Origin of the sequence: Acidimicrobium ferrooxidans DSM 10331 (assembly GCF_000023265.1) — a bacterium.
Taxonomy (GTDB): domain Bacteria; phylum Actinomycetota; class Acidimicrobiia; order Acidimicrobiales; family Acidimicrobiaceae; genus Acidimicrobium; species Acidimicrobium ferrooxidans.
In genome coordinates, this window is record NC_013124.1 from 1,767,834 (window position 1) to 1,792,612 (window position 24,779).

The following is a 24,779-nucleotide window of genomic DNA, read 5'->3' on the forward strand; positions in this document are numbered from 1 at the left end:
GCTACCTACGGCACGATCTTCGACAGCGGGATCTCGAGGATGTCCGTCGCGCCCGCGTCCTTGAGCGACGGGATCAGCAGGTTGATGCGCTCTCTCGGCACCACCGCCTCAACCGCGAACCCATCGCCGCCGTAGAGCTCGCTCACGGTCGGGGCCTTCATCGAGGGGAGCTCGGCGATGATCTGCGCCAACGCCGCCGCTGGGGCGTTGAGCTTGACGAGCACCGACCCGCGTGCCGCCAGTGCGCCCACCAACAACGTGCGCACCTGCTCCATGGCGTGGCGCCGCTCGGGGTCGGCGGCCGCGACGGGATTGGCGATGAGCTCGGTATAGGACACGAGGAGCTCGTCGATGACGCGAAGTCCCTGGGCCGCGAGCGCTCGACCGGTCTCGGTGATCTCTACGACCGCATCGGCGATCTCGGGGACCTTCGCCTCGGTGGCGCCGTAGGAGGCGAGCACGTGGGCCTTGATGCCGAGCCTGGCGAAGTAGCGCTCGGTCAAACGGGGATATTCCGTCGCGACGCGAACGCCATCGGGGAGCTGTGCGGGTTCGGTGACGGCGCTCTCACCGGCGACCGCGAGCACGACGCGGATGGGGCGCGACGACGCCTTCGAGTAGCGCAGTTCGCCCAGCGACACGACGTTCGCGCCGGTCTCCTCGACCCAGTCTCGCCCGGTGATGCCGAGATCGAACAGACCCTCGGCGACGTAGGTCGGGATCTCCTGTGGCCGGAGGATGCGAACCTCCGCGATGCGCGGATCGTCGATCGTCGCGCGGTAGGAAACCTCGCTCTCCCGCTCGATCGTGAGATCGGCGGCGCGGAACAAGTCGAAGGTAGCCCGCTCCAGCGAGCCCTTTGGCACCACGACCCTCAGCACGAACCGTCATCCTCCTTGAGTGCATCGATGCGTCGATAGACATCGGCCATGCGAACGGCCACGAGGGCTGCCTCGTAGCCCTTGTTGCCGTGCTTGGCCCCGGCCCGATCGAAGGCCTGCTCCAAGGAGTCCACTGTGAGGAGTGCATTGGCCACCGGCACCGTGGCCTCGGCCGCGAGACGAGCCAGCTGGGCGCTCGCCTGCGTCGCGACGACCTCGTAGTGATCGGTCTCGCCACGAATGACCGCGCCGACGGCGATGATGCCCGCGATCGGCGTGCCTGCCGTCACGAGTCGACGCGCCGCGCCAGCGATCTCGAGCGCTCCGGGAACCCACACGACGATGGGCTCAGCCGCACCTGCCTCCTCGAGCGCCCGCCGAGCCCCATCCACCAGCGCCTCGCCGACCAGCTCGTTGAAGCGCGCCGCGACGATGACGAAGCGGTCAGTGGGCTCGGCACGTGGTCGGCCTTCGAGCTTCATCGTTCTCCCCTCGCGACGTCGAGCAGGTGCCCCAACTTGCGCGCCTTGGTCTCGAGATAGCGCGCGTTCTCGGGTCGCACCTCGGTGACGATCGGCACGCGCTCGACGATCTCGAGGCCGAATCCAGTGAGTCCACGGTACTTGGCCGGATTGTTCGTGAGCAGACGCATGCGTCGCACACCGAGGTCGGCGAGGATCTGGGCACCGATGCCGTACTCACGCGCATCGACCGGCAGCCCGAGGCGCTCGTTCGCCTCGACCGTATCGAGCCCCTCGAACTCCTGCAAGTGGTACGCGCGCAGCTTGTGACCGAGCCCGATGCCGCGGCCCTCGTGCCCACGCAGGTAGACCACCACCCCTCGTCCTTCGTCCGCGATCCGTGCGAGGGCGGCGTGGAGCTGCGGACCGCAATCACACCGATACGACCCGAAGATATCCCCGGTCAAGCACTCCGAATGCACCCGCACGAGCACCGGTTCCGTGTCGTCGATCTCGCCCAGGCTGAGCACGAGATGCTCGTCCCCGGGCTCGAGGACGCTCCGGTACACCACCGCATCGAACGCTCCCCATTGGGTCGGAATGGTCGCCTCCGACCCCTCGACGCGTGCGACGAGCGTCTCGCGCGCCGCCCGGTAGCGAATCAGGTCGGCGATGGAGATGAGCGGGACGCCCCAGGCAGCGGCGAACGCCGCCAGTTCGGGGAGCCGGGCCATGGACTGACGATCCTCGGTCGTGATCTCGGCAAGCATCGCGGCAGGCCGCCGACCGGCGAGGCGGGCAAGATCGACCCCTGCCTCGGTGTGTCCACCTCGCTTGAGGACCCCACCCTCACGCGCGCGCAGCGGGAACACGTGACCAGGTCGCACGAAGTCGCTAGGGCGCGCGTCCGGGCTCGCGAGCAGCGCCACAGTGCGGGCTCGGTCCTCGGCCGAGATGCCGGTCGTACCGCCGCGCGCAGCGTCCACGGTGATGGTGAAGGCGGTCTTGCGGGGATCGGTCCCGTGCTCCACCATGAGCGGCAGCTCGAGGGCGTCGAGGAGCTGCGACTCGGCCGACACGCAGATCATGCCCGAGGTGACGCGCAGGTAGAAGGCGACGTCGTCCGGACGCACCGCGTCGGCAGGCATGATGAGGTCACCCTCGTTCTCACGATCCTCGTCGTCGACGACGATGACCATCTCGCCTCGGCGAAACGCCTCGATGGCATCCTCGACCGACGAGAAAGGCGTCGCCGCTGTTGTCTCACTCATGCATCCTCCGCTTCGCGGCCAAGCCGGACCCCCTGGAGCCGCGCGACGTACTTCCCGATGACGTCGAACTCGATGTTGAGCACCGCACCGACCTCGCAGGTCCCGAGGTTCGTGCGACGTCGCGTCTCTGGGATGAGAGCGACTCTGGCCGAGGCCGGCGCGAGCTCGGCGACCGTCAACGCAACCCCGTTCAGCACGATGGTGCCCTTCTCGACGACGAGCGGCTCGAACCGCTCGGGGTAGTGCACCACGATGCCTTCGTCGTCGACGTCCGTCACGGTCGCGACGGCGTCGACGTGGCCGAGCACGAGGCCGCCATCGAGCAGCGTCTGGAGCGTCACCGACCGCTCGACGTTCACCAGCACCCCGGGCTCGAGCGCACCGAGATTGGTTCGCCGCAGGGTCTCGGGCACGACGTCGACTCCGACCACCTCGTCACTGATCTCGACGGCAGTGAGGCACGCCCCGTTGAAGGCGATGGAACTCCCTGGGGCGATGGCGACATCCCAGTCGCTGCGGTCGAACAGCAATCGCCCGTCACGGCGCTCGAGGAGCGCTACGGTCCGTTCCACGATCCCCGAGAACACCCGACTACCTCCGGGCGCTCCACCGGATCGACCGCGCCCCGTCGACCAGCCTACCGGCAGCCGATCGCTCCGAGGACCTGCGACTCCAAGCCCCAGTAGGCATCCTCGAGCGCCGTCGCGGCGGGGAGTCGCACCCAGGCGACGAGATCCTCACCGACCCGTCGATGCGCACGCCAGGCCCCCCGAATGGCATCCTCCAGGAGCCGCCCCTCCCCGAGGTCGACCGCGTGCCGAGCATGCTCGTCGCCCAACAGGATCGGTGCGATGGCGACGAGCAGCTCGTCGACCAGTCCCTCGGCGAGATAGGCACCGAGCAGGGTCGGGCCGCCCTCGACGAGGACCTCGACCCACCCGCGAGCCGCTCCGGCAGCGAGCAGCGCACCGGGGCTCTCGCTGGCGACCACGAAGCCCTCGGGGACGTCCAGCGGGCGACGACTCGCGACCACCCTGACCGGTTGACGCCGCGCGAGTCGCCCGCCCGGTCGCGCGGTGAGTTGCGGTCGATCTCGCTCGAACGTCCCCCGACCGACGATGATGGCGTCGACCTCGGCTCGAAGTCGGTGCCCGAGCTCTCGCGCAGCTTCCTGGGTGATCCACTTCGACTGCCCCCACCGATCCGCGACGGCGCCGTCGAGGCTGCAGGCGATCTTGCCGACGACGAAGGGGCGCCCGCGCAGCCGGTGCGAGAGGTACGGGGCCAGGTCGTCGGCGAGCCTCGCGCGCATCGCCCGGGGCGCGAGTCGCACCTCGACCCCAGCGGCTTGCAGGGCCTGGATCCCTCGACCTCGCACCCGTGGATCTGGATCGATGAGGCCCACCTCCACACGTGCCACGCCCGCCTCGATGATCGCATCGACGCAGGGCGGCGTGCGGCCATGGTGGGCGCAGGGCTCGAGCGTCACGCTCATCTGGGCGCCGCGAGCCAGGGCACCGGCCGCAGCGAGAGCGGCGACCTCGGCGTGGGGACCCCCGGGATGGGCCGTCCGGCCGACGCCGACCACCACGCCATCGCGCTCGATCACCGCACCGACCCACGGGTTTGGCGGTGCGACCGCACGGGAGCGACGTGCGAGCCGACGTGCACGCTCGAGCGGAGCGATCACGGCGCCGCGTGCGGGTGCGCGTCCCCGCCGTCGATCAACAGCGCCAACGCATGATCCAGGACGGGCAGCACCGCCTCGAGCGACTCCACCGCGCCGGTCGCCGACCCGGGGAGGTTCACGATCAGGCTACGCCCACGGGTGCCGGCGAGGCCACGCGACAGCGCACCGAGCGGACTCGCCGCGCGCATCGCCTCGCAGAAGCCGGGGGCGTGACGCTCGAGCACCTCGGCCGTGCCCTCGGGAGTCTGATCGCGCGGCGTGAAACCCGTCCCACCCGTCGTCACGATGAGCCCCGCGAATCCCAACGATGCCTCGCGCAGTGCGCGTGCCACCGATCCGGCGCCATCGGCGATGGCGCTCCGGGCCTCGAGCTCGAACCCCGCCCGCTCGAGTGCCGCCGCGAGCGCCTCGCCGGATCGATCGACGCGCGTCCCGCGCACCACACCGTCGGAGACCGTGATCACCTTCGCCTTGCGCTTCGGCTCCATCTAGAACTCCTCGCTCGGGATCGCTCGAACGTGCAGCTGCGCTGCCCGAAGCCCGCGAACGAAGTCCGCACCGCTCATCGGTCGCCCGCCTTCGGGGATGACCTCTCCGAGCTCGTAAGCACCTCGTGCCGTGTGCACGATGGCCCGACCGTGATCGAGTTGCACGGTCCCGAGCGGATCGGCCGCCTCTCGCTCGAGGGGACGACCCGAGCGTACGATCACGCGACGCCGTCCGACGAAGCAGAAGGCTCGCTCCAGACGCACACGCCGATCCCACACGATCGCGGCCTCGGCGGGACGCAGACGGAGGTCCTCGGACGTGATCCGCGGAGCCCAACTCGCCGCTCCGGCCTGGGGGACCCCCGCTTCGAGGGATCCGGGCTGTTCGAGGAGACCGAGGAGGAGCGACACGCCGGCGTCGGTAAGACGACGGCGAGCCTCGCTGGCCCGGAGGCCATCGATCAGCACCGAGCGCATCGCGAGGATCGGGCCCGCATCGAGCTCGGGCTCGAGACGGATGATGCTCACACCGCTGCGATCGACGCCAGCAAGGATGGCACGCTCGACCGGAGCGGCACCTCGAAACTCAGGAAGCAGCGAGTAGTGCACGTTCACCACCGGAACACCGGTGAGCCAGGCGGCAGGCAGCAACCGGCCGTAAGCAACAACGACGCAGACCTCGGCCCCGAGGTGGTCAGGAGGGAGCGCCTCGTGCACCTCGACGCCGAGCTCCTGCGCGCGGCGCGCCGCCACGGTCCCGGCCACCGCGCCGCCACGCCCACGTCGCTTGGGTGGCCGAGTCACGAGGCCGATCACGTCGTGACCCGCCTCGACGAGGCCATCGAGATGTCGCGCCGTCTCCTCGGTCGAGCCGAGCAGGAGCACGCGCATGGTCAGTTGCCGAGCCAGCGCTCACGCGCGATGCGTTGCTTGGCCTCGCGCCGCTCCTCCTCGTCGAGTCGCTCGATGAGCAGCACACCATCGAGATGATCTGTCTCGTGCTGGAACACGCGCCCGAGGAGGTCGCTCCCCTCCAACTCGGCGACCTCGCCGTCACGGGTGACGTAGCGCAGGAGCACCGTGCGAGGGCGCTCGATCGGCCAGAAGTAGCCAGGAACGGAGAGGCAACCCTCCTCGTAGCGCCACGTCCCCGTACGCTCGACGATCTCGGGGTTGATCGCAACGTCCGGACCGTCACCGATGTCCCAGACGAACAGGCGCAGATCGACACCCACCTGCGGGGCCGCAAGCCCGACTCCGGGAGCCTCGTGCATGGTCACGATCATGTCCTCGATGAGCTGATCGAGGCGAGCGTCGATCGTCTCGACCTCGCGAGCTCGATGCGAGAGCACCGGATCGCCTATGGTTCGGATCGGCAGGATCGGCACGCCACCACGCTAGACGGCCGAGGCCCGTCGGGGCGCTAACCCTGGTTCACGGTGGGGGTCGTTGCTGATGCGATCTCTCGCCACGAGCCCTGATCGAGCTGGAGGAGGCCGACACCGGTCAGATTCGGATTGCCCGCCACGACCTCGACCGCTCCGCCCGAGGTCACGCCGACCCCTTGGGCCCACGCTGGTGCCGCGATCGCCCTCGTGATCACCCCGCCGCTTGAGGTGACCGGTTCGAACTCCACCAATGTTGCGCGAGCCCCATGAGGCACGAGCGCGACCGCACGGGTCCCGGAGGCTGCGAGCGACGGACCGAGCGAGGCGTCACTGCCGAGTGACACCGTTGCGACCACGCGGTCACCGACGAGGTCGACGAGCTGGAGCCGCTCGCGATCGTTCGTCGCAACGATGACGGCGACCAGCGGACCCGTCGCCCCATCGACGACCGCACTCGTGGCGACCACATGGCCCGCGAGTGCCACGGTGCGAGCGGTGCGCGCCGCGAGGTCGACCACGGCGAGACGCGCACTCGAGCCACAGCTCACCACGAGCGTCTCGCCGTCGGGTGCGAGGGAGCGCGCCACGGGCGAGACGCACCCCACCTGATGCTCGAGCGCCGCGAGGGACGCAGACGAGACCAGCGTCGTCGCGATCGTGCCGTTCGGCGCCAGATCGACGATCGACTGGTCGCCGAGCCCAAAGGAGCGTGTCCCGACGATCGCCTCGCCGCCACCGGTGGTCGCAACGACCGATCCAGGGAACGGCGCCACCGCCGTCGTGAACTCCTGTGGCGTCCAACCTGCGCTGTCCGCCGACCACAGGACCGAGTAGGGCCAGGTCCCATGGGCGACCTCGCCGGCATACACCGGCAGACCCGCCGACCCCCCGGACGCAAGCACGATGCCAGCTCGGGTCGACACGCCGAGCGGGGTGGCGAGGGAGAGCGAGTTCCCTTGTTGCACGAGCACCTGGCCGTGTTGGTAGCTCTGGACCTCGATCAGCTCGCCACCGCTCGGACGGGCGACGATGGCCGCAAAATTCTCAGGCGCCGGAGGGGCTTGCGTCGCTGCACTCGTGGCTGTTGCGCAGGCCGCAAGCAACGCGCCGAGCGACGCCACGACCGCGACTCTGGCACCTCGGCCACGCGTCCAGCGCACTCAGACCTCCTCGACCAGGTGGACATACAGCGACGAGATGCTGGTCGCCACCGATGCATTCAGCGACGGATCCATCGGTATCAGGTAGCGCTCGGTGAGGTTCGGCCCTACCACATAGCCGATGTCCTCATGCTGGGTCATCACGCCATCCACCGGCTGGGACACGCCGAAACCGAGCGCCTGCCACACCTTCGACAGCTGCGTGAGCGAGGGGCTGGTCAAGAAGTACCAGTTGGACAGTCCGGTCAGGTTCTCTCGTTGGTCGAAGATCTTGACCGCCTGCACCGAATGGATCACGGGGTTGACCGCGACGGCAACGAACACCGTGTTGGCGCGCACCGACGGAGGCAGCGCCAAGTCCGCCGTGCGGAGTTCTTGGGCAATCAACGGACAGTCGAAGGTGCACACCGGATCCAGGTTGGTGAGCACCACCCGCTTGCCGGCGAACTGGTCGATCGAGACCGGAACGCCTCGCTGATCGAGCAAGGTGAACGAGGGTACCGGGCGGTCGATGGCAAAGGGCGTGTCCGAAGCCGCCAGCGCGAGCGCCGGCGAGGCGGTCTGATTGATGGCGGCATAGGCCAGCGGACCGATGCCCATGAGCGCGACCACCACGGTCCACGTGCCGAGCAACCGCCCAGCGATCCCCACGCCACTCGGCCACAGACCGCGAACATCGACCGACTCTCGAGCAGGACTCACGACGCCGACGACAGCAGCGCCAGCGAGCACGAGACCGGGCACCATGGAGTTCGGGTCCGTGCCGACGCCCCCGAGGAACCCGAAGTCCTGGACGAACCACCACGCCAGGAGCGACAGGACCGCGAGCACCCAGAACGCGGGCCATACCAAGCGCTTGGCCAGAAAGGCAACCCCGACGGCAATGAGGACGGCCGCGACGGCAGCGTTCACGACGACCGTCGTCGTGCCATGGAGTGCGTTCGCGAGATCGACCATCGGCCGCGCCAGGAACGATGGTTGGGGCGTCCCGGCCATCGTCCGGATCATCGCGGGGATCTGTCCGTGATAGAAGCCACGACCAGGCCAAGCCTCGAGGACCCCGAACACGAAGAGTTCGGCGCCCACGAGGCCGAGCAGCCAGCGTGGAAGGCGATCCGGTTGCCACGCGCTCCACGGCGCAAGCAGCGCTGCCGCCGCGACCACGTACAGGAGGACCGCCCCAGGGGCCCCGAAGAGCCACGAGGCCCCCGGCGCGAGGATGCCACCCATCGCCTCGCCACCCACCCACACGGTCAAGCCCCAGAGGATGGCGGCGACGTAGCCGACCTTGGCGAACGCCCCTGACTTGCCGAGGAGCAACCACACGCCGATCGCGAGCTGGATCCACACCGCACCCGTCGCTGCCCAGAGCGGATGGCGCTGCCACGCGTCGATGCCGAGCTGAACGAGGTCGACCAGCCAGCGGGGACTGCCCTGCGCGGCTGGCTGGATGACCTGGCCCACGAGCGACGTCGGCATGGCACGCTGCATCTGGAGCAGCCCATCGACGATCCACAGGGCACCAAAGCCCCAACGCAGGATCGCTCTCGCTCGCGGCTCGGCGACCTCGTACACCCCCTCGTCCGCCGAACCAGCGACCTGGACGCGTGCCGGGTTGGTGGCGCCCGCAAAGAGGAAATAGCGGGCCGCGACGAGCACCAACCCGATCAAGACGAGCGCAATCGCCTCGAGCCCCAAACGGTGGTAGAACGGCCCCGCAAGACCCGAACTGCTCAGGGCTGCACTGCCCATACCCGTCATTGCCTAAGCCTCCTTGGGCTCACCGACCGGCACGTACCGAGACCCGCGGTTCCCGACAGAGCCTGTCCTGACAACCGGATTCTAGCGGCCGAAGGCCGAGGCTACGGGGCCGCTCTGTGCACCAAAGCTCAGAGTTCTCGCGGGTCGAGTTCGACCCGAACCGCGCGCGCATCGAGCGTTCGCGGCACGGATCCAAGGACAACGCGCAGCTCACGGCGGGTGGGAGCGGTGAGGAGCCAGCGATCGGGGGCGAGCTCGGCAACCTCGAACCCCGGCACGCTCACCTCGCTCAGTGCATGCACAAAGGCCGCCGCCTCCGGTCCGGAGACGACGGCGGTGCCGTGGTCTGGGTCGAGACCGAGAGCGGCACGCTCGTCGCGTATGGCGCGCAGCGCGCGTCGCGCGTCGCGCTCCGCGAGCACCTCCGGGAGCCACGCTGGCGCGTGCTCGACCACGAGATCCACCTCGCCGCGGTTCGATGCGACGAGCGCCACTGCCCGGTGGATCCAGTAGAGGCCCAGCTCCTCCGCGAGGCGGCCATGAGAGCCGAAGAGACGCTCCGGCTCGACGAGTACGACCAGATCTACCGAGCCAGCACTCTCGAGCGCCTCGATCGTCCCGACGACCACGCCCGCCCGTGGATCCGGGCCCTTCGCGATCGGCTGGCGTACCACCGGCTCGAGGCGTGCCGCAACGTGCTCGACCGACCAGCGAGACACCCGCACGGCGGGTGAGCCGCACACGCCACAGCGCAGCGGACGTAGCGCCTCGCACGTCCGACACCAGCCCCGTTCCGGGACACCGCGCCTCGCAGGGAGCACGACCAAGCGCCCACCGCAGGCGGCACACGTGAGCGTTGCGCCACACGCCCGACAGACCGGAGCGTGCCCCGGACCTCGAGCCGGGACGACGACGAGCGCCCTCGGGTCCGCGCGCCGGCGCCGGGCTACCGCGAGCCCATCGGCGACGACCCCCTCGATTCCGCGGTCGAGATCGGCGGCCCCGAACGTCCGCACGACGGGCCAGGGTCGAGGCGCTCGAGTGGGGACGCGAACCCGGGCGCGCGCCAGGATGTCGGCGGGCGGCACCGCACTCACGACCACGAGTCGGCTCCGGCTGACGGACGCCCGCACCCCAGCGAGATCCAGTGCCTCGAGGTACGGACTCGACTCGTCCCGCGCGTTCGGATGGATCGGGTCGAGCACCACCACCGCATCCGGCGTCGCGAGCGGCGCGAGCGCGCCTCGGCGACCACCGATACTCACCGTCGTACGACCGCACGCGAGCTGGTCCCAGTCGTCGGGGAACCGTGCCGCACGGACCCCGACCCGGGCGAGCGCGTCTGCAGTGTGTGCGGCGATCGCTCCGGTGGGCGCCGCGATGACCACTCGCTCGCCGAAGGCGCCAGCCGCCATGAGGCGGCCGACCTCCTCGGGCGCCGAGACGGCGAGCGGCACGAGGAAGACCTCGGGTGTGACCTCGCTCGGGTCGACGAGGCGCTCGGCGAGCTGACCCCGGGCAGGCTCGAGCACCGGTGCTCCCCGCACCTTCGGGCGCCGCGCAGCGCGCAAGAGCGTGACGGGACTCGCCACCGCCCACATCGCCGCGGCGAGCACCGCCTCGATCACCTCGGGAGGGGGGCCCGGTCGGACACGACGGAGCACCGAGCGCAACGAGGTGGCCGACGGGTGCTCGCGCGCTCGGGCCGGGCGCGCAACGACCCATCCGCTGACGCGTCTCGCACCGAAGGGCACCACGACCTCGTCACCGAGACCGACCTCTGCCTCGGGGTCGACGGCGTAGGTGAACGGCCCGGGCCGGCCGACCACGTCGACGATGACGTCCGCCGAGTCCGCGGGAAGGTCGCCCTCCACCTCAGCCAGTGATGTCGAGCGCGCTCCGCAGCGCGTCGAGCCGATCGAGTCGCTCCCACGGGAACGTGCCGTCGGAGCGCCCGAAGTGCCCATAGGCCGCGGTTCGCCGATAGATGGGTTGACGGAGCCGCAGCGCATCGATGATCGCCGCTGGCCGCAGGTCGAACACCTCTCGAACGGCATCTTCGATGCGACGCGGATCGACCTGCTCCGTACCGAAGGTCTCGACCATGAGCGACACCGGATGGGCGACGCCGATCGCATAGGCCACCTGGAGCTCGCACCGCGACGCTGCGCCCGAGGCGACGATGTGCTTGGCCACCCAGCGAGCCGCATAGGCCCCGGATCGGTCGACCTTGGACGGGTCCTTGCCCGAGAACGCGCCACCGCCGTGACGCGCCGATCCCCCATAGGTATCGACGATCACCTTGCGACCGGTCAGGCCGGTGTCGGCGTGTGGTCCGCCGAGCTCGAACCGTCCCGTCGGGTTCGCCAGGATCTTGAGGCCCGAGACGTCGAGGTCTTTGGGCACCATCGGACCGATCACGACGCTCTCGAGATCAGGGAGCAGCAGGGTGGCGAGATCGATGCCGGGCTGGTGCTGCGTCGAGACCAGTACCGTGTCGAGGGCGACGGGTCGAAACCCCTCGTAGCGTACGGTGACCTGGGTCTTGCCGTCGGGTCGCAGGTACGGGAGCACCCCAGCCCGTCGCACCTCGGCAAGGCGCTGCGCGATGCGATGGGCGAGCCAGATCGGCAAGGGCATGAGATCGGGCGTCTCATCGCACGCGAAGCCGAACATCAGTCCTTGGTCACCAGCGCCCAGGGACGAATACGGATCCGCCTCGCCGCTCCTGGCCTCGAGCGCGCTCAGGACACCAGAGGCGATATCGGGCGACTGCTCATCGATCGTGACCACGACGCCACAGGTGTTGCCGTCGAAACCGTAGGACTCACGGTCGTAGCCGATGTCGCAGATGGTCCGACGAACCACCTTGGGAATGTCAACGTAGCTGTCGGTGGTGATCTCGCCGGCGACGACCACGAGACCCGTGGTCAGCAGCGTCTCACACGCCACACGGGCCACCGGATCCTGCGCGAGGATCTCGTCGAGGATCGCATCCGAGATCTGGTCGGCCATCTTGTCGGGGTGACCTTCGGTCACCGACTCCGACGTAAACGCGTAGCTGCGCACAGCGCTCCTTCCTTCGAGGGCGCTCGAACAACCTAGTGGAGCCGATGCGATCGCGCGTACGCGACGGCGTGCGCGAGAATGCCCGCAGCGATCTGCTCCTTCGACGCCAACGCCAGCTCGCCCCAACGGCCGTCTCGGTCGAGCAGCACGACCTCATTGGTCGCCACCGCGAAGCCGGCGTCCGCACGGGACACGTCGTTGCCAACCATGATGTCGACGTCGCGGGCTGCCCGCTTGCGCTCCACCTCGGTGCGCGGATCACCCGTCTCGGCGGCGAACCCAACGATGATTTGGTGCGGCTCGCGATGAGCGCTGAGCTCACCCAACACGTCGGGTGTCGGTCCGAGTTCGATCGTCAGAGACGAACGGCCGGCCCGCTTGATCTTGGAAGACGCCGTCGCCACCGGAGCAAAGTCCGCCACCGCAGCCGCCTGCACGACGACGTCCGCCGACGGCTGGCGCTCGCGCATCGCAGCGAGGAGCTCCTCGGCTCGCTCCACCCGCACCACCTCGACGAGCTCGCCGACCGGACCGGCATCCTCGGTCGTCACCAACGTCACCGTCGCTCCAGCGAGCGCCGCCACCGCAGCGATCGCTCGCCCCTGGCGACCAGACGAGCGGTTGGCCACGACACGAACCGGATCGATCGGCTCCCGTGTGCCGCCTGCCGAGACGAGCACCTTCCAGCCGGCGAGATCGAGCTCAGGTGCCGCCTCGAGCAGCTCGAGCCAGAGCGACATCCACCACGGATCGACAAGGCGTCCGAGCCCTCGATCGCCTCCCGCAAGCCGACCGGTCGTCGGTCCGACGAGCACGGCGCCGTCGGTGCGCAGTGTCGCTACCGAGCGTTGGGTCGCTGGCGACGACCACATCTGGGTGTGCATCGCTGGTGCGAGCGCTCTCGGCGCGCTGCTCGCGAGCAGCGTCACCAGCGCAACGTCGTCCGCGATCCCGGCGGCGACCTTGGCCATGAGGTCCGCGGTCGCCGGGTACACGATGATGCGCTCGGCCCACGACGCCAAGCGCGTGTGGACCGATGGCTCACGACCGAAGAGATCGTCGTTCACCATGCGTCCGGCGATCGCCGACAGCGACGCGGCACCAACAAACTCCCGAGCGGCGGCCGTCTGGATGACCTCGACGTCGTGCCCCGCATCGATCAGCAGCCGGATCAGCTCGAGCGCCTTGAACGCTCCGACTCCACCGCCAACGACGCACAGCACGCGTCGCGTCACGCCGTTACTCCGCTTCGTCCTCGACCAACTCGGTCACGTCCTCGGCCACGACATCCGGAACGATCATGCCGGCAGCGATCTCCTCGAACGCCAGCGACAATGGCTTCGCGACGTCCGACTCCACCTGCGGCGGAATCATCGCGCCCAGCCCTTCACCGAGATGGGTGCGGTAGTCGTTGATCTGGCGGGCACGCCGCGCGGCCAAGGTAATCAGAACGAACTTCGAGCCCGTGTGCTCGAGCAGCTCCTCGATGGGCGGGTTCAGGAGCGAACGCCCGGCTTCAGCCACCACAACCTCCTCGACGGACCTCGGAGCCTACCTGCTCGAGCCGACTACTCGGGCCGAAGGGCTGCGCCGCGGACGATCCCGGCCACTTCATCGATGGCCCGCTCGAGGCGATCGTTGACCACGATATGGTCGGCGAGGCCGATCATCGCCTCCACCTCGTTCGCCGCGATGGCGAGACGGGACTCGACGTGCGCGTCGTCGTCGCCTCGAGCGCGCATGCGACGCTCCAGTTCGTGGAAGCTCGGCGGCACCACACCGATGATCGCCGCCTCGAGCTCCAGCATGCGCACACTCCTGGCACCCTGGACATCGATCTCGAGGATGGTCGGATCCCCGCGCTCGAGCTCCGAGCGCGGGGTGCCGTACAAGCGCCCATTGAACGACGCCCACTCGACGAACATGCCCTGGTCGATAGCCGACTCGAAGTCCTCGCGCGAGACGAACTCGTACGCCTCGTCCCCCTCACCGGGACGACGAGGCCTCGTCGTCCACGATCTGGCGAGGTGGGCCGATGGCAGCGACCCAGCGAGCCGACGAGCGATCGTACCCTTGCCGACCCCGCCGGGGCCGCAGATGACGACGATCAGTGGCCCTTGGTCTCCTCGAGCAGGCGCTGACGCTGCACCGATCCAAGACCCTGGACGCGGCGGCTGTCGGCGACCCCGACCTCCGCCATGATGCGGCGAGCCTTGACCTTGCCGATGCCCGGCAACGACTCGAGGACCGACAGGACCTTCATCTTGCCGACGATCTCGTCCGACTCCGCTCGCTCCAGGAGCTGCGCGAGACTGAGCGAGCCCATCTTCAGGCGCTCCTTGATCTCGGCGCGGGCTCGACGGGCTTCTGCAGCCTTCTGGAGCGCAGCTTGACGCTGCTCAGGGCTGAGCGATGGTGGCAATGGCATACAGCGCAACCTAGCAGAGCTTCTGGCCGTCTAGGGCTCGATTTCGCCTGAATGTTGCCTACGAGGCCTCTCCCGTCGCCGCTGCGAACAGCCTGGCGGCCACCTCGACCGGGTCACTCGCCTCGGTCACCGCACGTCCAACCACCAGCACGTCGGCACCTGCCTCGAGCGCCGCTCGTGGCGTGACGACCTGCCGCTGATCGTGCTGGGCACCCGATGGCTCCCGGATCCCTGGCACGACGCGAACGAGCTCCGGCCAGCGCTCGGCGACGGTTCGCAGGTGATCGGCGCCGACGACCACGCCCTGACAGCCCGAGCGTACGGCGACGTCCATCCGGCGCTCCAACTCGGAGAGGTCGAGCGGAGCCTGCGACGTCAGCGACAGCACACCGAGCGCGATCGGTGTCGGAGCACCGACACGTTCAGCCCCCTCGAGGAGGCCCTCCACGCCAGCGCGGAGCATGGCCTCACCTCCTGCAACGTGCAAGGTGACGAGTGCGACGCCAAAGGACCCCAACACCCGGCTCGCGCGATGCACGGTTGTCGGGATGTCGTGGAGCTTGAGGTCCGCGAAGATCCGGAATCCTTGGTCGGCAAGGGCCGACAGCACCGTCGGACCGGCGGCGGCGTAGAGCTCGAGCCCCACCTTGGCGATGGAGAACCACTCTCGCAACGACAGTGCCAGCCGTTGGGCCTCGACGGCATCGTCGCGATCGAGCGCCAGAGCGAAGCGCTCCCGAAGCGCCTGAGCCTGCATCATCCACTCCCTCCTTGACGCCGAAGCGCCCTTGCGTAGCGGTCCCAGCTGTCGACGCCGCTGCGCGCGAGCCGACGTTCGATCTCGGCGAGCACGAGGACGGGACGTCGTGGGTCGACAAAGAGCGCGGTGCCGATCTGGACGGCATCGGCTCCAGCACGAACGAAGCGCTCGACGTCGTCGGCGGTCGCGACCCCGCCGACGCCGATGATCGGGACGGTCGGCAACGCCGCACGCAGATCTGCGACCGCCCGAAGCGCGATCGGCTGCACAGCGCGGCCCGACAAGCCGCCCCCTCGCGCCGTGCCGAGGGCCTCACGACCGTCGTCGTACCACTGCGCAAAGAGGGTGTTGATCGCGACGAGTCCGTCGGCGCCGGCAGCCACCGCGGCGTGCGCCACGTCGACGATGCGATCCGTATTCGCCGAGAGCTTCACGAGGATCGGGGTCGCAACCTCGTCGCGCACCGCGCCCACCACGCGAGCGGTGGCGTTGGGATCGTGCGCGAACAACGCCCGGTCGGCCTCGAGATTCGGGCACGACAGGTTGAGTTCGATGTAGACCAGCGATGGCGCGATCCGAGCAGCGCGCCGAACGGTCTCCCCGTAGTCGCGCGGCTGACGTCCCCAGACGCTGAGGGCGACCGGGATCCTGGCGTCGGCCAAGGAGGGCCACGTCTCAGCCAGCCATCGGTCGATGCCTGGACCCGCCAACCCGACCGAGTTCACCATGCCACCCGGTACCGGAGCGAGGCGAGGCGCTGGATTGCCCTCGGTGGCAACGGTCGTCAGCGACTTGACGACGTGGGCACCGAGTCGCTCCAGAGCCACAGCAGCCGCGAGCTCCGTGCCGTAACCGCCACACCCGGCCGCCGTGAGGATGGGGTTCGCCAAGACGAGCCGACCGCGTGCAACCGAGAGGTCCGCCACTCAGGTTTCCTCGTGATAGGCCTGCAGCGGCCGCACGGTCAGCGGCTGACGTGCGAGCGCCTCGACCGCTGCCACAGCCGCGCGAGCGGCCTCCAGCGTCGTGATCAACGGGATCTTGGCTTCGAGCGCTGCCGTGCGGATGCGGTAACCGTCTCGCCGCGGGCCACTCCCTCTCGGCGTGTTGATGATGAGCGCAACCTCGCCGGAGCGCACCAGCCGTACGGCATCGACGAAACCCTCCGGCGCAGCACGCTCGCCGAGATCCTCTTCCTCGGTGACCTTCGCGACGAGGCGCGCAACAGGGACGCCGTGAGCCTGAAGCCAGGAGGCGGTCCCCTCGGTCGCAGCAAGGTCGAACCCGTGGGCCACCAGTCGCTCGGCGATCGGGACGAGCGCCTCCTTGTCGCGATCGGCGACGGTCACGAGGACCGTGCCCTGCTGGGGAAGACGCGTACCGGCGGCGAGTTGTGCCTTGGCGAACGCCATCGGCATCGTGCGATCGATCCCCATCACCTCACCGGTCGAGCGCATCTCGGGCCCGAGGATGCTGTCGGCCCCGCGGAACCTGCCGAACGGGAGGACCGCCTCCTTCACCGCGACGTAACTGGTGACGCGGCGAGGCACGAAGAGGCCCTCTCGTTCGAGATCACGCAGGGTCGATCCCAGCATGAGACGCGTGGCGATCTTGACGAGCGCGACACCCGTCGCCTTGGCGACGAACGGAACCGTCCGCGACGCACGCGGATTGGCCTCGATGACGAACACCGTGCCGTCCGCCACGGCGAACTGTACGTTGATGAGCCCGACCACATCGAGTGCGTCCGCGATCGCACGCGTCTGGGCCTCGATCTCTGCGACGAGGGCGGGAGCAAGTGAGACCGGCGGGATCGTGCACGCCGAGTCACCCGAGTGAACGCCAGCCTCCTCGACGTGCTCCATGACCGCACCGATCCAGCACGCGCCCTCGCGATCGCGAACCGCGTCGACGTCGACCTCGATCGCACCTTCGAGGAAGCGATCGATCAGGATCGGTCGGTCCTGCGAGATCGCGCCCTCGGCCGCCAGATCGACGAGCCGAGAGAACGCGCTGCGCAGCTCGTCCTCCGAGTAGACGATCTCCATGGCTCGCCCGCCGAGCACATAGCTCGGGCGCACCAACACGGGCAGGCCGATCGCAGCGACCACCGCCTCCGCTTCGGCGAGCGAGGTCACGGTGCCGCCCGGGGGCTGGCGGATGCCGAGGCGCTCGCACAGGGCAGACCAACGCCGGCGGTCCTCCGCGACGTCGATCGAGTCCGGCGAAGTGCCGAGGACCAGCGACGGATCGATGTCTCGAGCCAGCTTGAGTGGTGTCTGGCCTCCGAGCGACACGATGACACCCTGGAGTGAGCCGAGACGCTGTTCCTCGGCGATCACGTCGAGCACGTGTTCGGTCACCAAGGGCTCCACGTACAGGCGCGAGGAGGTGTCGTAGTCGGTCGAGACCGTCTCCGGGTTCGAGTTGACCATGATCGCATCGACACCGGCCTCACGAAGCGCGAATGCTGCATGGACGCAGCAGTAGTCGAACTCGATGCCCTGGCCGATGCGATTCGGGCCAGCGCCGATGATGATCACACTTGGCCGATTCGATCCGACGGTCTCGCTCTCCTCCTCGTAGGTCCCGTAGTAGTACGGCGTGCGTGCTGGGAACTCGCCAGCGCAGGTGTCGACCGCCTTGTAGACAGCGCGCACCCCTACGGTGTGCCGATGCTCGCGAACCGCCGTCTCGTCCACACCGAGCAGCCACGCGAGTTGGAGATCCGAGAAGCCCCATCGCTTCAGATCGAGCAGTTCGTCGGCACCGAGTGAGGCGAGATCGCGGCCACGGATGTCGGCTGCACGCGCGACGATGCCCGCCATTTCCCCGATGAACCACGGGTCGATCCGGCTCAGCTCGGCAACGCGCTCGATGCTCCAACCGCGCCGGAGTGCCTCGCCAACGGCGAAGACTCGCTGCTCGGTCGGCACAGCGACGAGCGTGGCCAGGGCGTCATCGGAGTACGCCTGCCAGGTGACCTCGGCCGGATCGGCGCCGAACCCTCCCCGCGACCGCTCGATACCGCGGAGCGCCTTCTGCAGCGCCTCGGCGAAACTACGGCCGATCGCCATGGTCTCCCCGACCGACTGCATCCGCGTCCCGAGAATACCCTCGGCACCTTCGAACTTCTCGAAGACCCAGCGCGGCACCTTGACCACCACGTAATCGAGTGCCGGCTCGAAACTGGCTGGCGTGACACCCGTGATGTCGTTCATGATCTCGTCGAGCGTGTAGCCGATCGCCAAGCGTGTCGCGATCTTGGCGATCGGGAACCCGGTGGCCTTCGATGCCAGCGCGCTCGAGCGCGACACACGGGGGTTCATCTCGACCACGACCATGCGGCCGCTGGTCGGCTCCACAGCGAACTGCACGTTCGAGCCGCCCGTCTCGACACCCACGCGTCGGAGGATCTCGAACGAGAGCGACCGCATGCGCTGGTACTCGAGATCCGTCAGCGTCTGTGCAGGAGCAACGGTGATCGAGTCACCAGTGTGAACCCCCATCGGGTCGACGTTCTCGATCGAACACACGACGACGCAGTTGTCATTCGCGTCGCGCATGACCTCGAGCTCGAACTCCTTCCAACCGGCGATCGACTCCTCGACCAACACCTCGCCGACCGGCGAGGCGATGAGACCGGCCCGCAGCATCGCCTCGAAGGAGCTGGGGTCGGTCGCGATCCCGGTTCCGGCTCCGCCGAGGATGTACGAGGGTCGCAGCATGAGCGGGTAACCGAGCTCGTCGGCGACGTCCCTTCCCTCCTCGAGGGACCGCACGAGCCGCCCGCGCACCGCCAGCTGCTCGTCGATGCTCATGAGCAGCTGGCGGAATGCATCGCGGTTCTCCGCGAGCTCGATCGAGGCCGGTCGCGCCCCGAGCATCCGCACCCCACTTCGCTCGAGCACACCAGACGCATCCAGCTCCATCGCGAGATTCAGCGCCGTCTGGCCGCCGAGCGTCGGGAGCACCGCATCAGGCCGTTCGGCCTCGATGATGCGCTCGAGCACCTCGAGCGTCAGGGGCTCGATGTAGGTCGCGTCGGCGAACTCGGGATCGGTCATGATCGTCGCTGGATTCGAGTTCGCCAAAATGACGCGGAGCCCTTCCTCTCGAAGGACCCGGCACGCCTGTACGCCGGAGTAGTCGAACTCGCTGGCCTGGCCGATGACGATGGGACCAGACCCGATGACGAGCACCGACTCCACCTTCGGATCCCTAGGCATGCGAACCTCCACCGAGCAGTGACAGCAGCTCGTCATGGATCTCCGACGACTGCTCGAGCGGACCGGGGGCGGCCTCCGGATGGTACTGGACGCTCACGGCGCCAAGTGCCGGCAACCGCAGTCCCTCGACGACCCCGTCGAACAGGTTGCGCCGGGTCACCTCGGCCGGCGTGTCGAGCCGGCCGAGCGACGCCTCGTCGACCGCGTACGAGTGATTCTGGGCGGTGATCGCGACGCGGCCGGTCTCCTCCAGGCGAACGGGATGATTCGATCCGTGGTGGCCGAACGGCAGCTTGATCGTCTCGGCTCCGGCCGCGAGGGCGAGGAGCTGGTGCCCGAGGCAGATCCCGGCGATCGGCACCACACCGAGCAAGGACCGAACGAGCTCGATGGGACCCGTCAGTGCGGCAGGGTCTCCAGGCCCGTTCGACAGGAACACCGCGAGCGGGTCGAGCTTCTCGAGCTCTTCGAGTCGTATGGTCGCCGGGACGACGACGAGCCGCCATGGGCCACGCAGGGTCTCGAGCATCCGCTCCTTCACCCCGAAATCGATGGCCACGATCGGTCGACTGGAGCGCGCGTGACCCAAGGGCTCGAGCTCGCGAGGTTCGCGACGGGTGACCGCGCGCACGAGATCTCGCCCTTCGGTACCGACGGCGACCCGAACTCGCTCGGCGGCCGCGTCCGGATCACCGGTCGTGATGATGCCTGGTTCGGCGCCAGCGGCCCGCACCAGGCGAACGAGTCGCCTCGAGTCGAAGTCGACGAAGAGTGGGACGCGTGCCTCCCAGAGCCACGCCGCGAGGGTGGTGTCGGCCGCATGGTTCGACGCCACCACCGAGTACCTCGGCGCCAAGACCGCACTCACCCACGGCCGGACGCTTTGCACGTCGGCCCTGCGGACGCCGTAGGTTCCGAGGTGGGCCGTGGTGAAGCACACCATCTGGCCGTAGTAGGACGGATCGGTGATGGCCTCGACGTAGCCGCTCATCGCGGTGTTGAAGACCACTTCGGCCTCGACGTCATCGAGGAGCGGCTCGACACCGGCGGGGATGACCACAGCGCCACGGAACCTCGCACCCGAGCGCAGCACCAACCACGCCGGTATTCGCTGTACCGACTCCTCACGCACCCACATAGCGGCCTTCCTCGACAACCACCTGACCTCGGCGCACGACCCAGCGGATCGACCCGACCAACTCCCTCGTCGCCCATGGCGAATTCGTCGACCGGTACGCCCCGTCGCCGCCGCCGATGGTTCTCCCACAGGGATCGATCACGACGACATCCGCCAGCTCGCCTCGTCGCAGCTCGCGCGAACGACCGAGCACGCGGGCCGGGCCGATCGCCAACGCCTCGAGGACACGCACGAGGGCGCGCCGCGCCTCGTCGCCAAGGTGCTCAGAGCTCTCTGGCCGCGCATCCTCGATCGAGCCACGGAGCACGAGCTGGTCGAGCACGGCGGTCCAGGTCGCAGGGAACGCCTCGACGAGACCGAGCATGCCGGGTGCTGCCAGCTGGACCGGCACCGTCTTCGCTCGCTCCGGATGCGGGGCGTGATCCGTGGCGATCGCGTCGAACGCGCCTCCGAGGAGCGCTTCGAGCAGTGCCATACGCGTCGCACGCGTACGCAGCGGTGGGTTCACGCGAAAGCGCGCGTCGTGGCTCAGGAGTTCTGACTCCTCGAGGCCGAGGTGATGCGGCGTGATTTCGGACGTCACCGCCAAGCCCTCTCGCTGCGCCGCACGCACAACATTGACGCTCTCGCGGGCGCTCACATGCTGGAGGTGGTAGCGCGCACCGGTCGCACGAACGAGAGCGACGTCGCGCGCGACCAGTGCAACTTCCGCAACCTCCGGAACACCGTCGTAGCCGAGACGGTCCGCCAGCGCTCCGGCGTTCATGACGCCGCGGCTCAGTTCCGGGATGGTCGCATGCTGCGCCACGACGACCCCCGTGCTCGCGGCGGCCTCGAGGACCGCGACCGCGACGTCGGCACGCCAGAGGGGGTCACCGTCATCGGAGATGATGCGAACACCGGCCTTCGCCAGGCTCTCGACGTCGACGGCATGATCTCCTGCACGCTCCATCGTCGCCGACGCCGCCTGCACGACCTCGACCGGGAGCGCCGCAAAGCGATCAGTTGCTGCGCGCCATCGCTCGACACGGTCGATCGCGGGGACCGTGTTCGCCATGGCAACCACCGTCGTAAAGCCCCCACGCAGCGCCTGGATGGCGATGTCCTCCGGCGTGTCGGCCACCTCACCACCCGGCCACCGGAGGTGGGCGTGCAGGTCGGTGAAGGCGGGGGCCACGACGGCCCCGGGAGCCTCGATCACCCGGTCGCCGCGCTCGGGACCCTCGAATCCGGCAATCCGTGCCTCATCGATCCGTATCGGCACCCGTTGGAGGCTCCCGTCGACGAGGACCTCTGCGCCTGTGACTACAATCCCCACCCTGCCTCCTCGGCGAGCGCTTCGAGAACGGCGACCCGAGTGGGCACACCGTAGGCGTACTGCAGGCCATCGAGCATCCGAGGGGACGAGAGCACGATATCGTCCAATTCGACCCCCCGATTGACGGGCCCGGGATGGAGCACCACGGCATCGGGCCGCGCACGCTCCAGGCGATGCCCGCTCAGCTGAAACCTCGCCCGATAGCCCGACAGATCCACGCGCTCGTTCGCTCCCACGCGCTCGTGCTGGATACGGAGCATGTAGAAGACGTCGACCTCGTCGAGGACGTCATCGATTCCATCCGTGACGCCCACGGCACCAAGGGCCTTCGGATCCAACGACCACTCACGGGGAGCGACGCCGACCACCTCCGCCCCCACCGAAGCGAGAAGCCGCCCTACCGAACGCGCGACGCGCGAGTGGCGCAGATCACCCACGATCGCCACCCGACACCCCTCAAGCGCGCCAAACGCATCCGCACGCCCGCCCCGAGTCCGAGCAAGGACGCAGACGTCTTGGAGCGCCTGCGTCGGATGCTGACCGACACCGTCGCCAGCGTTGACGACGATGCCATCGAAGAATCTGGCTACCACGTCGGCCGTACCAACCCACGGAGCCCGCACGACCACGCCACTCGTCCCCTGCGCAGCCAGCACGCGCAACGTGTCGCGAAGACTCTCATCCTTGACGAGCGAGCTGCTCTCCGGATCGATGCGGACGGTCCGCCCGCCGAGCCGATCGATTGCAGCCTCGAACGACAGCGCCGTACGCGTCGACGGCTCCAGGAACAGCAACGCAACCCGTCGCCCCTCCAGACACCGCGACGCCGCCGCGCCATGAACGAGCTCGTCGACACGCGCGCCCAGCACGCCAAGGCGCCCCGCATCGAGCTGCTCGACCCCCAGGAACGTTGCGCTCATCGCCCTTCCGCCTCGATCCACACACCGGCCGCATCGACAACCACGTACTCGTTACGCGCTGTCGGCAGGTTCCGACCCACGATGTCGGGCCGAATCGGCAGCTCTCGATGTCCCCGATCGACGAGCACCGCGAGCAGCACACGCTGCGCTCGGCCCGCACGCAAGACGGCCTCAAGGGCCGCTCTCGCCGTACGCCCAGTGAAGACCACATCGTCGACGAGGACAACGGTCCGTCCCTCGACCTTGATCGGCGGCAACCATCTCGGATCACCTGCCGGCTCCGCATCGTCGCGGAACTGCGTCGGATCCACGACGACCAACGGTACCGCTACGGAGCGAATCGACTCCAACGTGTCGACGAGGCCACGAGCAACCGGGACACCGCCGTCGGCGATCGCCACGACCACGAGATCCGCTCCACCGCGCGTCGCCTCGACGACCTCATGCGCCATCCGACGCAGTGAACGAACGATGTCGTCAGCGTCCAACACACGCCGCCGACGCATCGCAACCTCCGTTTCGGCCTCACAGGACCGTCCTTAACGGCTACCACGACGAGCCTAGCGTGTCGGCTCTCGCCGCGGCACGGACGGACGAACCTCACACGCGCGCCCGAGAACGATCGATGGCGGGGAGCTTCACGCCCCCCGCCATCGTCAGCGAACCAGCGAGATCAGCCGGACCCTACCGGCGGCTACCGAGCCGCCGCCGAGCGAAAAATCCGAACACCAACGACGCTGCGAAGATCCCGATCGGAATCGCGAACGTCATGTCAGCCGCTGCTGAGTATCCGGTGACACTTGCGAACATTGACACTCCCTCTTGTTGTCGTCAGCCCCAACACGAAAGACCCATGACGCTCCTACTGTATCGCGACGAGACCAGCTCGGGCGACCACTACCAGGAGCACTACAGGAACAACTCTACCGACCCACGGCAGCGAACCACCGGCCGATCTACGGGCGCCGTCGCACCGAACGACCGATCCGCACACCACCAGTGAGACGCCCCTTGAGCCCGTCCCGTTCCTCGGCGTCCAACCACAGCTTCATCTTCTGCGCCCCGAGCACGAACCACACGGCCCCACCGCCGATCACCAAGATCGCCGCCGCGATCTGCTGGTCGGTCATCGCGCCAAGAATCCCATCCTGATGGACCAGGTAGCCGTACCAGGTGCCCGGTGCGAGGCCCATCGCGATACCCACGCCCATGATCACCATGGCCGAGGTCCACGCGACGATGACTTGACGGATGTGGGTGATCTGGGGCCTGCCGTCTCCCATCAGCACCGCCATTGACAGTGCTCCTGCAGTCCCTTGGGCAAGCAACGTCGCCGTACCGACGACCGGCACGGCGTGGATCCATGACTGCCAGAAACCCTCGAACTGACCCACGACCAACAGGTCATCGGCGACGGCAACCAGCCAGACCCATCGCACCGCCCACGCGACGAGCGGCCCACGCCCAGCGAGCGGCTCGTCCGACTGCGTCAACTCGTGCCAAAAGAGCGCGAGCGGCACCGCCAGGACCACAATGCTCACCAGTGCATGCACCGCGACCACAGCCGCGGACGCCACCATGAGGAGCGGATTCGCCACCAGACCGAGCGCCACGACGACCCAACCCACTCGACGCCACATCGAAACGCGACCGCGTCGAATCAGAGCAGCCCCAACGGCGACGACCCCCACGCTGAGGAGCGCCGCAACAACGTTACCGATCACGCCAGCACCCCCTTGCGACAACTCCTCGCCCGACGACGACCCTCTGCATCCAGGCCATCCGTCGCCGGGAATCGTGCTGGCGGGGCACCCGGA

24 protein-coding genes are annotated in these 24,779 nt (G+C 68.6%); all 24 read right to left on the bottom strand.

Features of this window, described 5'->3' with window-relative positions:
* Positions 1-5: 5 nt before the first annotated feature.
* Complete coding sequence (gene hisG / locus AFER_RS08710; protein ID WP_015799076.1) at positions 6-881, bottom strand: ATP phosphoribosyltransferase; 876 nt, start codon at positions 879-881, stop codon at positions 6-8.
* A complete protein-coding gene (ribH, locus tag AFER_RS08715) occupies positions 875-1,363 on the bottom strand; it encodes a 6,7-dimethyl-8-ribityllumazine synthase (RefSeq protein WP_015799077.1) in 489 nt (162 codons plus the stop codon). The genes hisG and ribH overlap by 7 nt, the downstream gene beginning before the upstream one ends.
* Positions 1,360-2,613, bottom strand: coding sequence for a bifunctional 3,4-dihydroxy-2-butanone-4-phosphate synthase/GTP cyclohydrolase II (locus AFER_RS08720; protein ID WP_015799078.1), 1,254 nt, complete (start codon positions 2,611-2,613; stop codon positions 1,360-1,362). Before AFER_RS08720 ends, ribH begins: the two co-directional genes overlap by 4 nt.
* Entirely contained in the window at positions 2,610-3,185 is a 576-nt protein-coding gene (locus tag AFER_RS08725) for a riboflavin synthase (RefSeq protein WP_171788986.1), read from the bottom strand. The genes AFER_RS08720 and AFER_RS08725 overlap by 4 nt, the downstream gene beginning before the upstream one ends.
* 65 nt (positions 3,186-3,250) lie before the next feature.
* On the bottom strand, positions 3,251-4,303 hold the full coding sequence (ribD, locus tag AFER_RS08730) for a bifunctional diaminohydroxyphosphoribosylaminopyrimidine deaminase/5-amino-6-(5-phosphoribosylamino)uracil reductase RibD (RefSeq protein WP_015799080.1): 1,053 nt from the start codon (positions 4,301-4,303) through the stop codon (positions 3,251-3,253).
* Positions 4,300-4,791, bottom strand: a complete 492-nt coding sequence (locus AFER_RS08735) for a MogA/MoaB family molybdenum cofactor biosynthesis protein (protein ID WP_015799081.1) — start codon at positions 4,789-4,791, stop codon at positions 4,300-4,302. The genes ribD and AFER_RS08735 overlap by 4 nt, the downstream gene beginning before the upstream one ends.
* The gene (locus AFER_RS08740; protein WP_015799082.1) at positions 4,792-5,682 is read right to left on the bottom strand and encodes a methionyl-tRNA formyltransferase; all 891 of its coding nucleotides are present in this window, start codon (positions 5,680-5,682) and stop codon (positions 4,792-4,794) included.
* A 2-nt stretch (positions 5,683-5,684) separates the two neighbouring features.
* Complete coding sequence (gene def / locus AFER_RS08745; protein ID WP_015799083.1) at positions 5,685-6,179, bottom strand: peptide deformylase; 495 nt, start codon at positions 6,177-6,179, stop codon at positions 5,685-5,687.
* A 35-nt stretch (positions 6,180-6,214) separates the two neighbouring features.
* A complete protein-coding gene (locus tag AFER_RS08750; protein ID WP_015799084.1) occupies positions 6,215-7,339 on the bottom strand; it encodes a hypothetical protein in 1,125 nt (374 codons plus the stop codon).
* Positions 7,340-9,100, bottom strand: coding sequence for an SCO family protein (locus AFER_RS08755; RefSeq protein WP_015799085.1), 1,761 nt, complete (start codon positions 9,098-9,100; stop codon positions 7,340-7,342).
* A 128-nt stretch (positions 9,101-9,228) separates the two neighbouring features.
* Complete coding sequence (locus AFER_RS08760; RefSeq protein WP_015799086.1) at positions 9,229-10,974, bottom strand: primosomal protein N' family DNA-binding protein; 1,746 nt, start codon at positions 10,972-10,974, stop codon at positions 9,229-9,231.
* A 1-nt stretch (position 10,975) separates the two neighbouring features.
* A complete protein-coding gene (gene metK, locus AFER_RS08765; RefSeq protein WP_015799087.1) occupies positions 10,976-12,169 on the bottom strand; it encodes a methionine adenosyltransferase in 1,194 nt (397 codons plus the stop codon).
* Positions 12,170-12,201: 32 nt separating this feature from the next.
* A complete protein-coding gene (coaBC, locus tag AFER_RS08770) occupies positions 12,202-13,404 on the bottom strand; it encodes a bifunctional phosphopantothenoylcysteine decarboxylase/phosphopantothenate--cysteine ligase CoaBC (RefSeq protein WP_015799088.1) in 1,203 nt (400 codons plus the stop codon).
* A gap of 4 nt (positions 13,405-13,408) precedes the next feature.
* Entirely contained in the window at positions 13,409-13,693 is a 285-nt protein-coding gene (rpoZ, locus tag AFER_RS08775; RefSeq protein ID WP_015799089.1) for a DNA-directed RNA polymerase subunit omega, read from the bottom strand.
* A 44-nt stretch (positions 13,694-13,737) separates the two neighbouring features.
* The gene (locus AFER_RS08780) at positions 13,738-14,322 is read right to left on the bottom strand and encodes a hypothetical protein (RefSeq protein WP_083769381.1); all 585 of its coding nucleotides are present in this window, start codon (positions 14,320-14,322) and stop codon (positions 13,738-13,740) included.
* Entirely contained in the window at positions 14,277-14,597 is a 321-nt protein-coding gene (gene mihF, locus AFER_RS08785) for an integration host factor, actinobacterial type (protein ID WP_015799091.1), read from the bottom strand. Before mihF ends, AFER_RS08780 begins: the two co-directional genes overlap by 46 nt.
* Positions 14,598-14,655: 58 nt before the next feature.
* Positions 14,656-15,357: an orotidine-5'-phosphate decarboxylase gene (gene pyrF / locus AFER_RS08790; RefSeq protein ID WP_015799092.1), complete on the bottom strand. Its 702-nt coding sequence runs from the start codon at positions 15,355-15,357 to the stop codon at positions 14,656-14,658.
* Positions 15,354-16,283 (bottom strand): tRNA-dihydrouridine synthase, encoded by a 930-nt coding sequence (locus AFER_RS08795; RefSeq protein WP_015799093.1) that lies wholly within the window; start codon positions 16,281-16,283, stop codon positions 15,354-15,356. Before AFER_RS08795 ends, pyrF begins: the two co-directional genes overlap by 4 nt.
* Positions 16,284-19,586 carry a carbamoyl-phosphate synthase large subunit gene (gene carB / locus AFER_RS08800; RefSeq protein WP_015799094.1) on the bottom strand — a complete coding sequence of 1,101 codons (3,303 nt, stop codon included), beginning with the start codon at positions 19,584-19,586 and terminating at the stop codon, positions 16,284-16,286.
* Entirely contained in the window at positions 19,579-20,724 is a 1,146-nt protein-coding gene (gene carA / locus AFER_RS08805; protein ID WP_015799095.1) for a glutamine-hydrolyzing carbamoyl-phosphate synthase small subunit, read from the bottom strand. The genes carB and carA overlap by 8 nt, the downstream gene beginning before the upstream one ends.
* The gene (locus tag AFER_RS08810; RefSeq protein WP_015799096.1) at positions 20,711-22,042 is read right to left on the bottom strand and encodes a dihydroorotase; all 1,332 of its coding nucleotides are present in this window, start codon (positions 22,040-22,042) and stop codon (positions 20,711-20,713) included. The genes carA and AFER_RS08810 overlap by 14 nt, the downstream gene beginning before the upstream one ends.
* Positions 22,030-22,962, bottom strand: coding sequence for an aspartate carbamoyltransferase catalytic subunit (locus tag AFER_RS08815; RefSeq protein WP_015799097.1), 933 nt, complete (start codon positions 22,960-22,962; stop codon positions 22,030-22,032). Before AFER_RS08815 ends, AFER_RS08810 begins: the two co-directional genes overlap by 13 nt.
* The gene (pyrR, locus tag AFER_RS08820; RefSeq protein WP_015799098.1) at positions 22,959-23,468 is read right to left on the bottom strand and encodes a bifunctional pyr operon transcriptional regulator/uracil phosphoribosyltransferase PyrR; all 510 of its coding nucleotides are present in this window, start codon (positions 23,466-23,468) and stop codon (positions 22,959-22,961) included. The genes AFER_RS08815 and pyrR overlap by 4 nt, the downstream gene beginning before the upstream one ends.
* A gap of 450 nt (positions 23,469-23,918) precedes the next feature.
* The gene (locus AFER_RS08825) at positions 23,919-24,686 is read right to left on the bottom strand and encodes a hypothetical protein (protein ID WP_015799100.1); all 768 of its coding nucleotides are present in this window, start codon (positions 24,684-24,686) and stop codon (positions 23,919-23,921) included.
* Between the last annotated feature and the right edge of the window lie 93 nt (positions 24,687-24,779).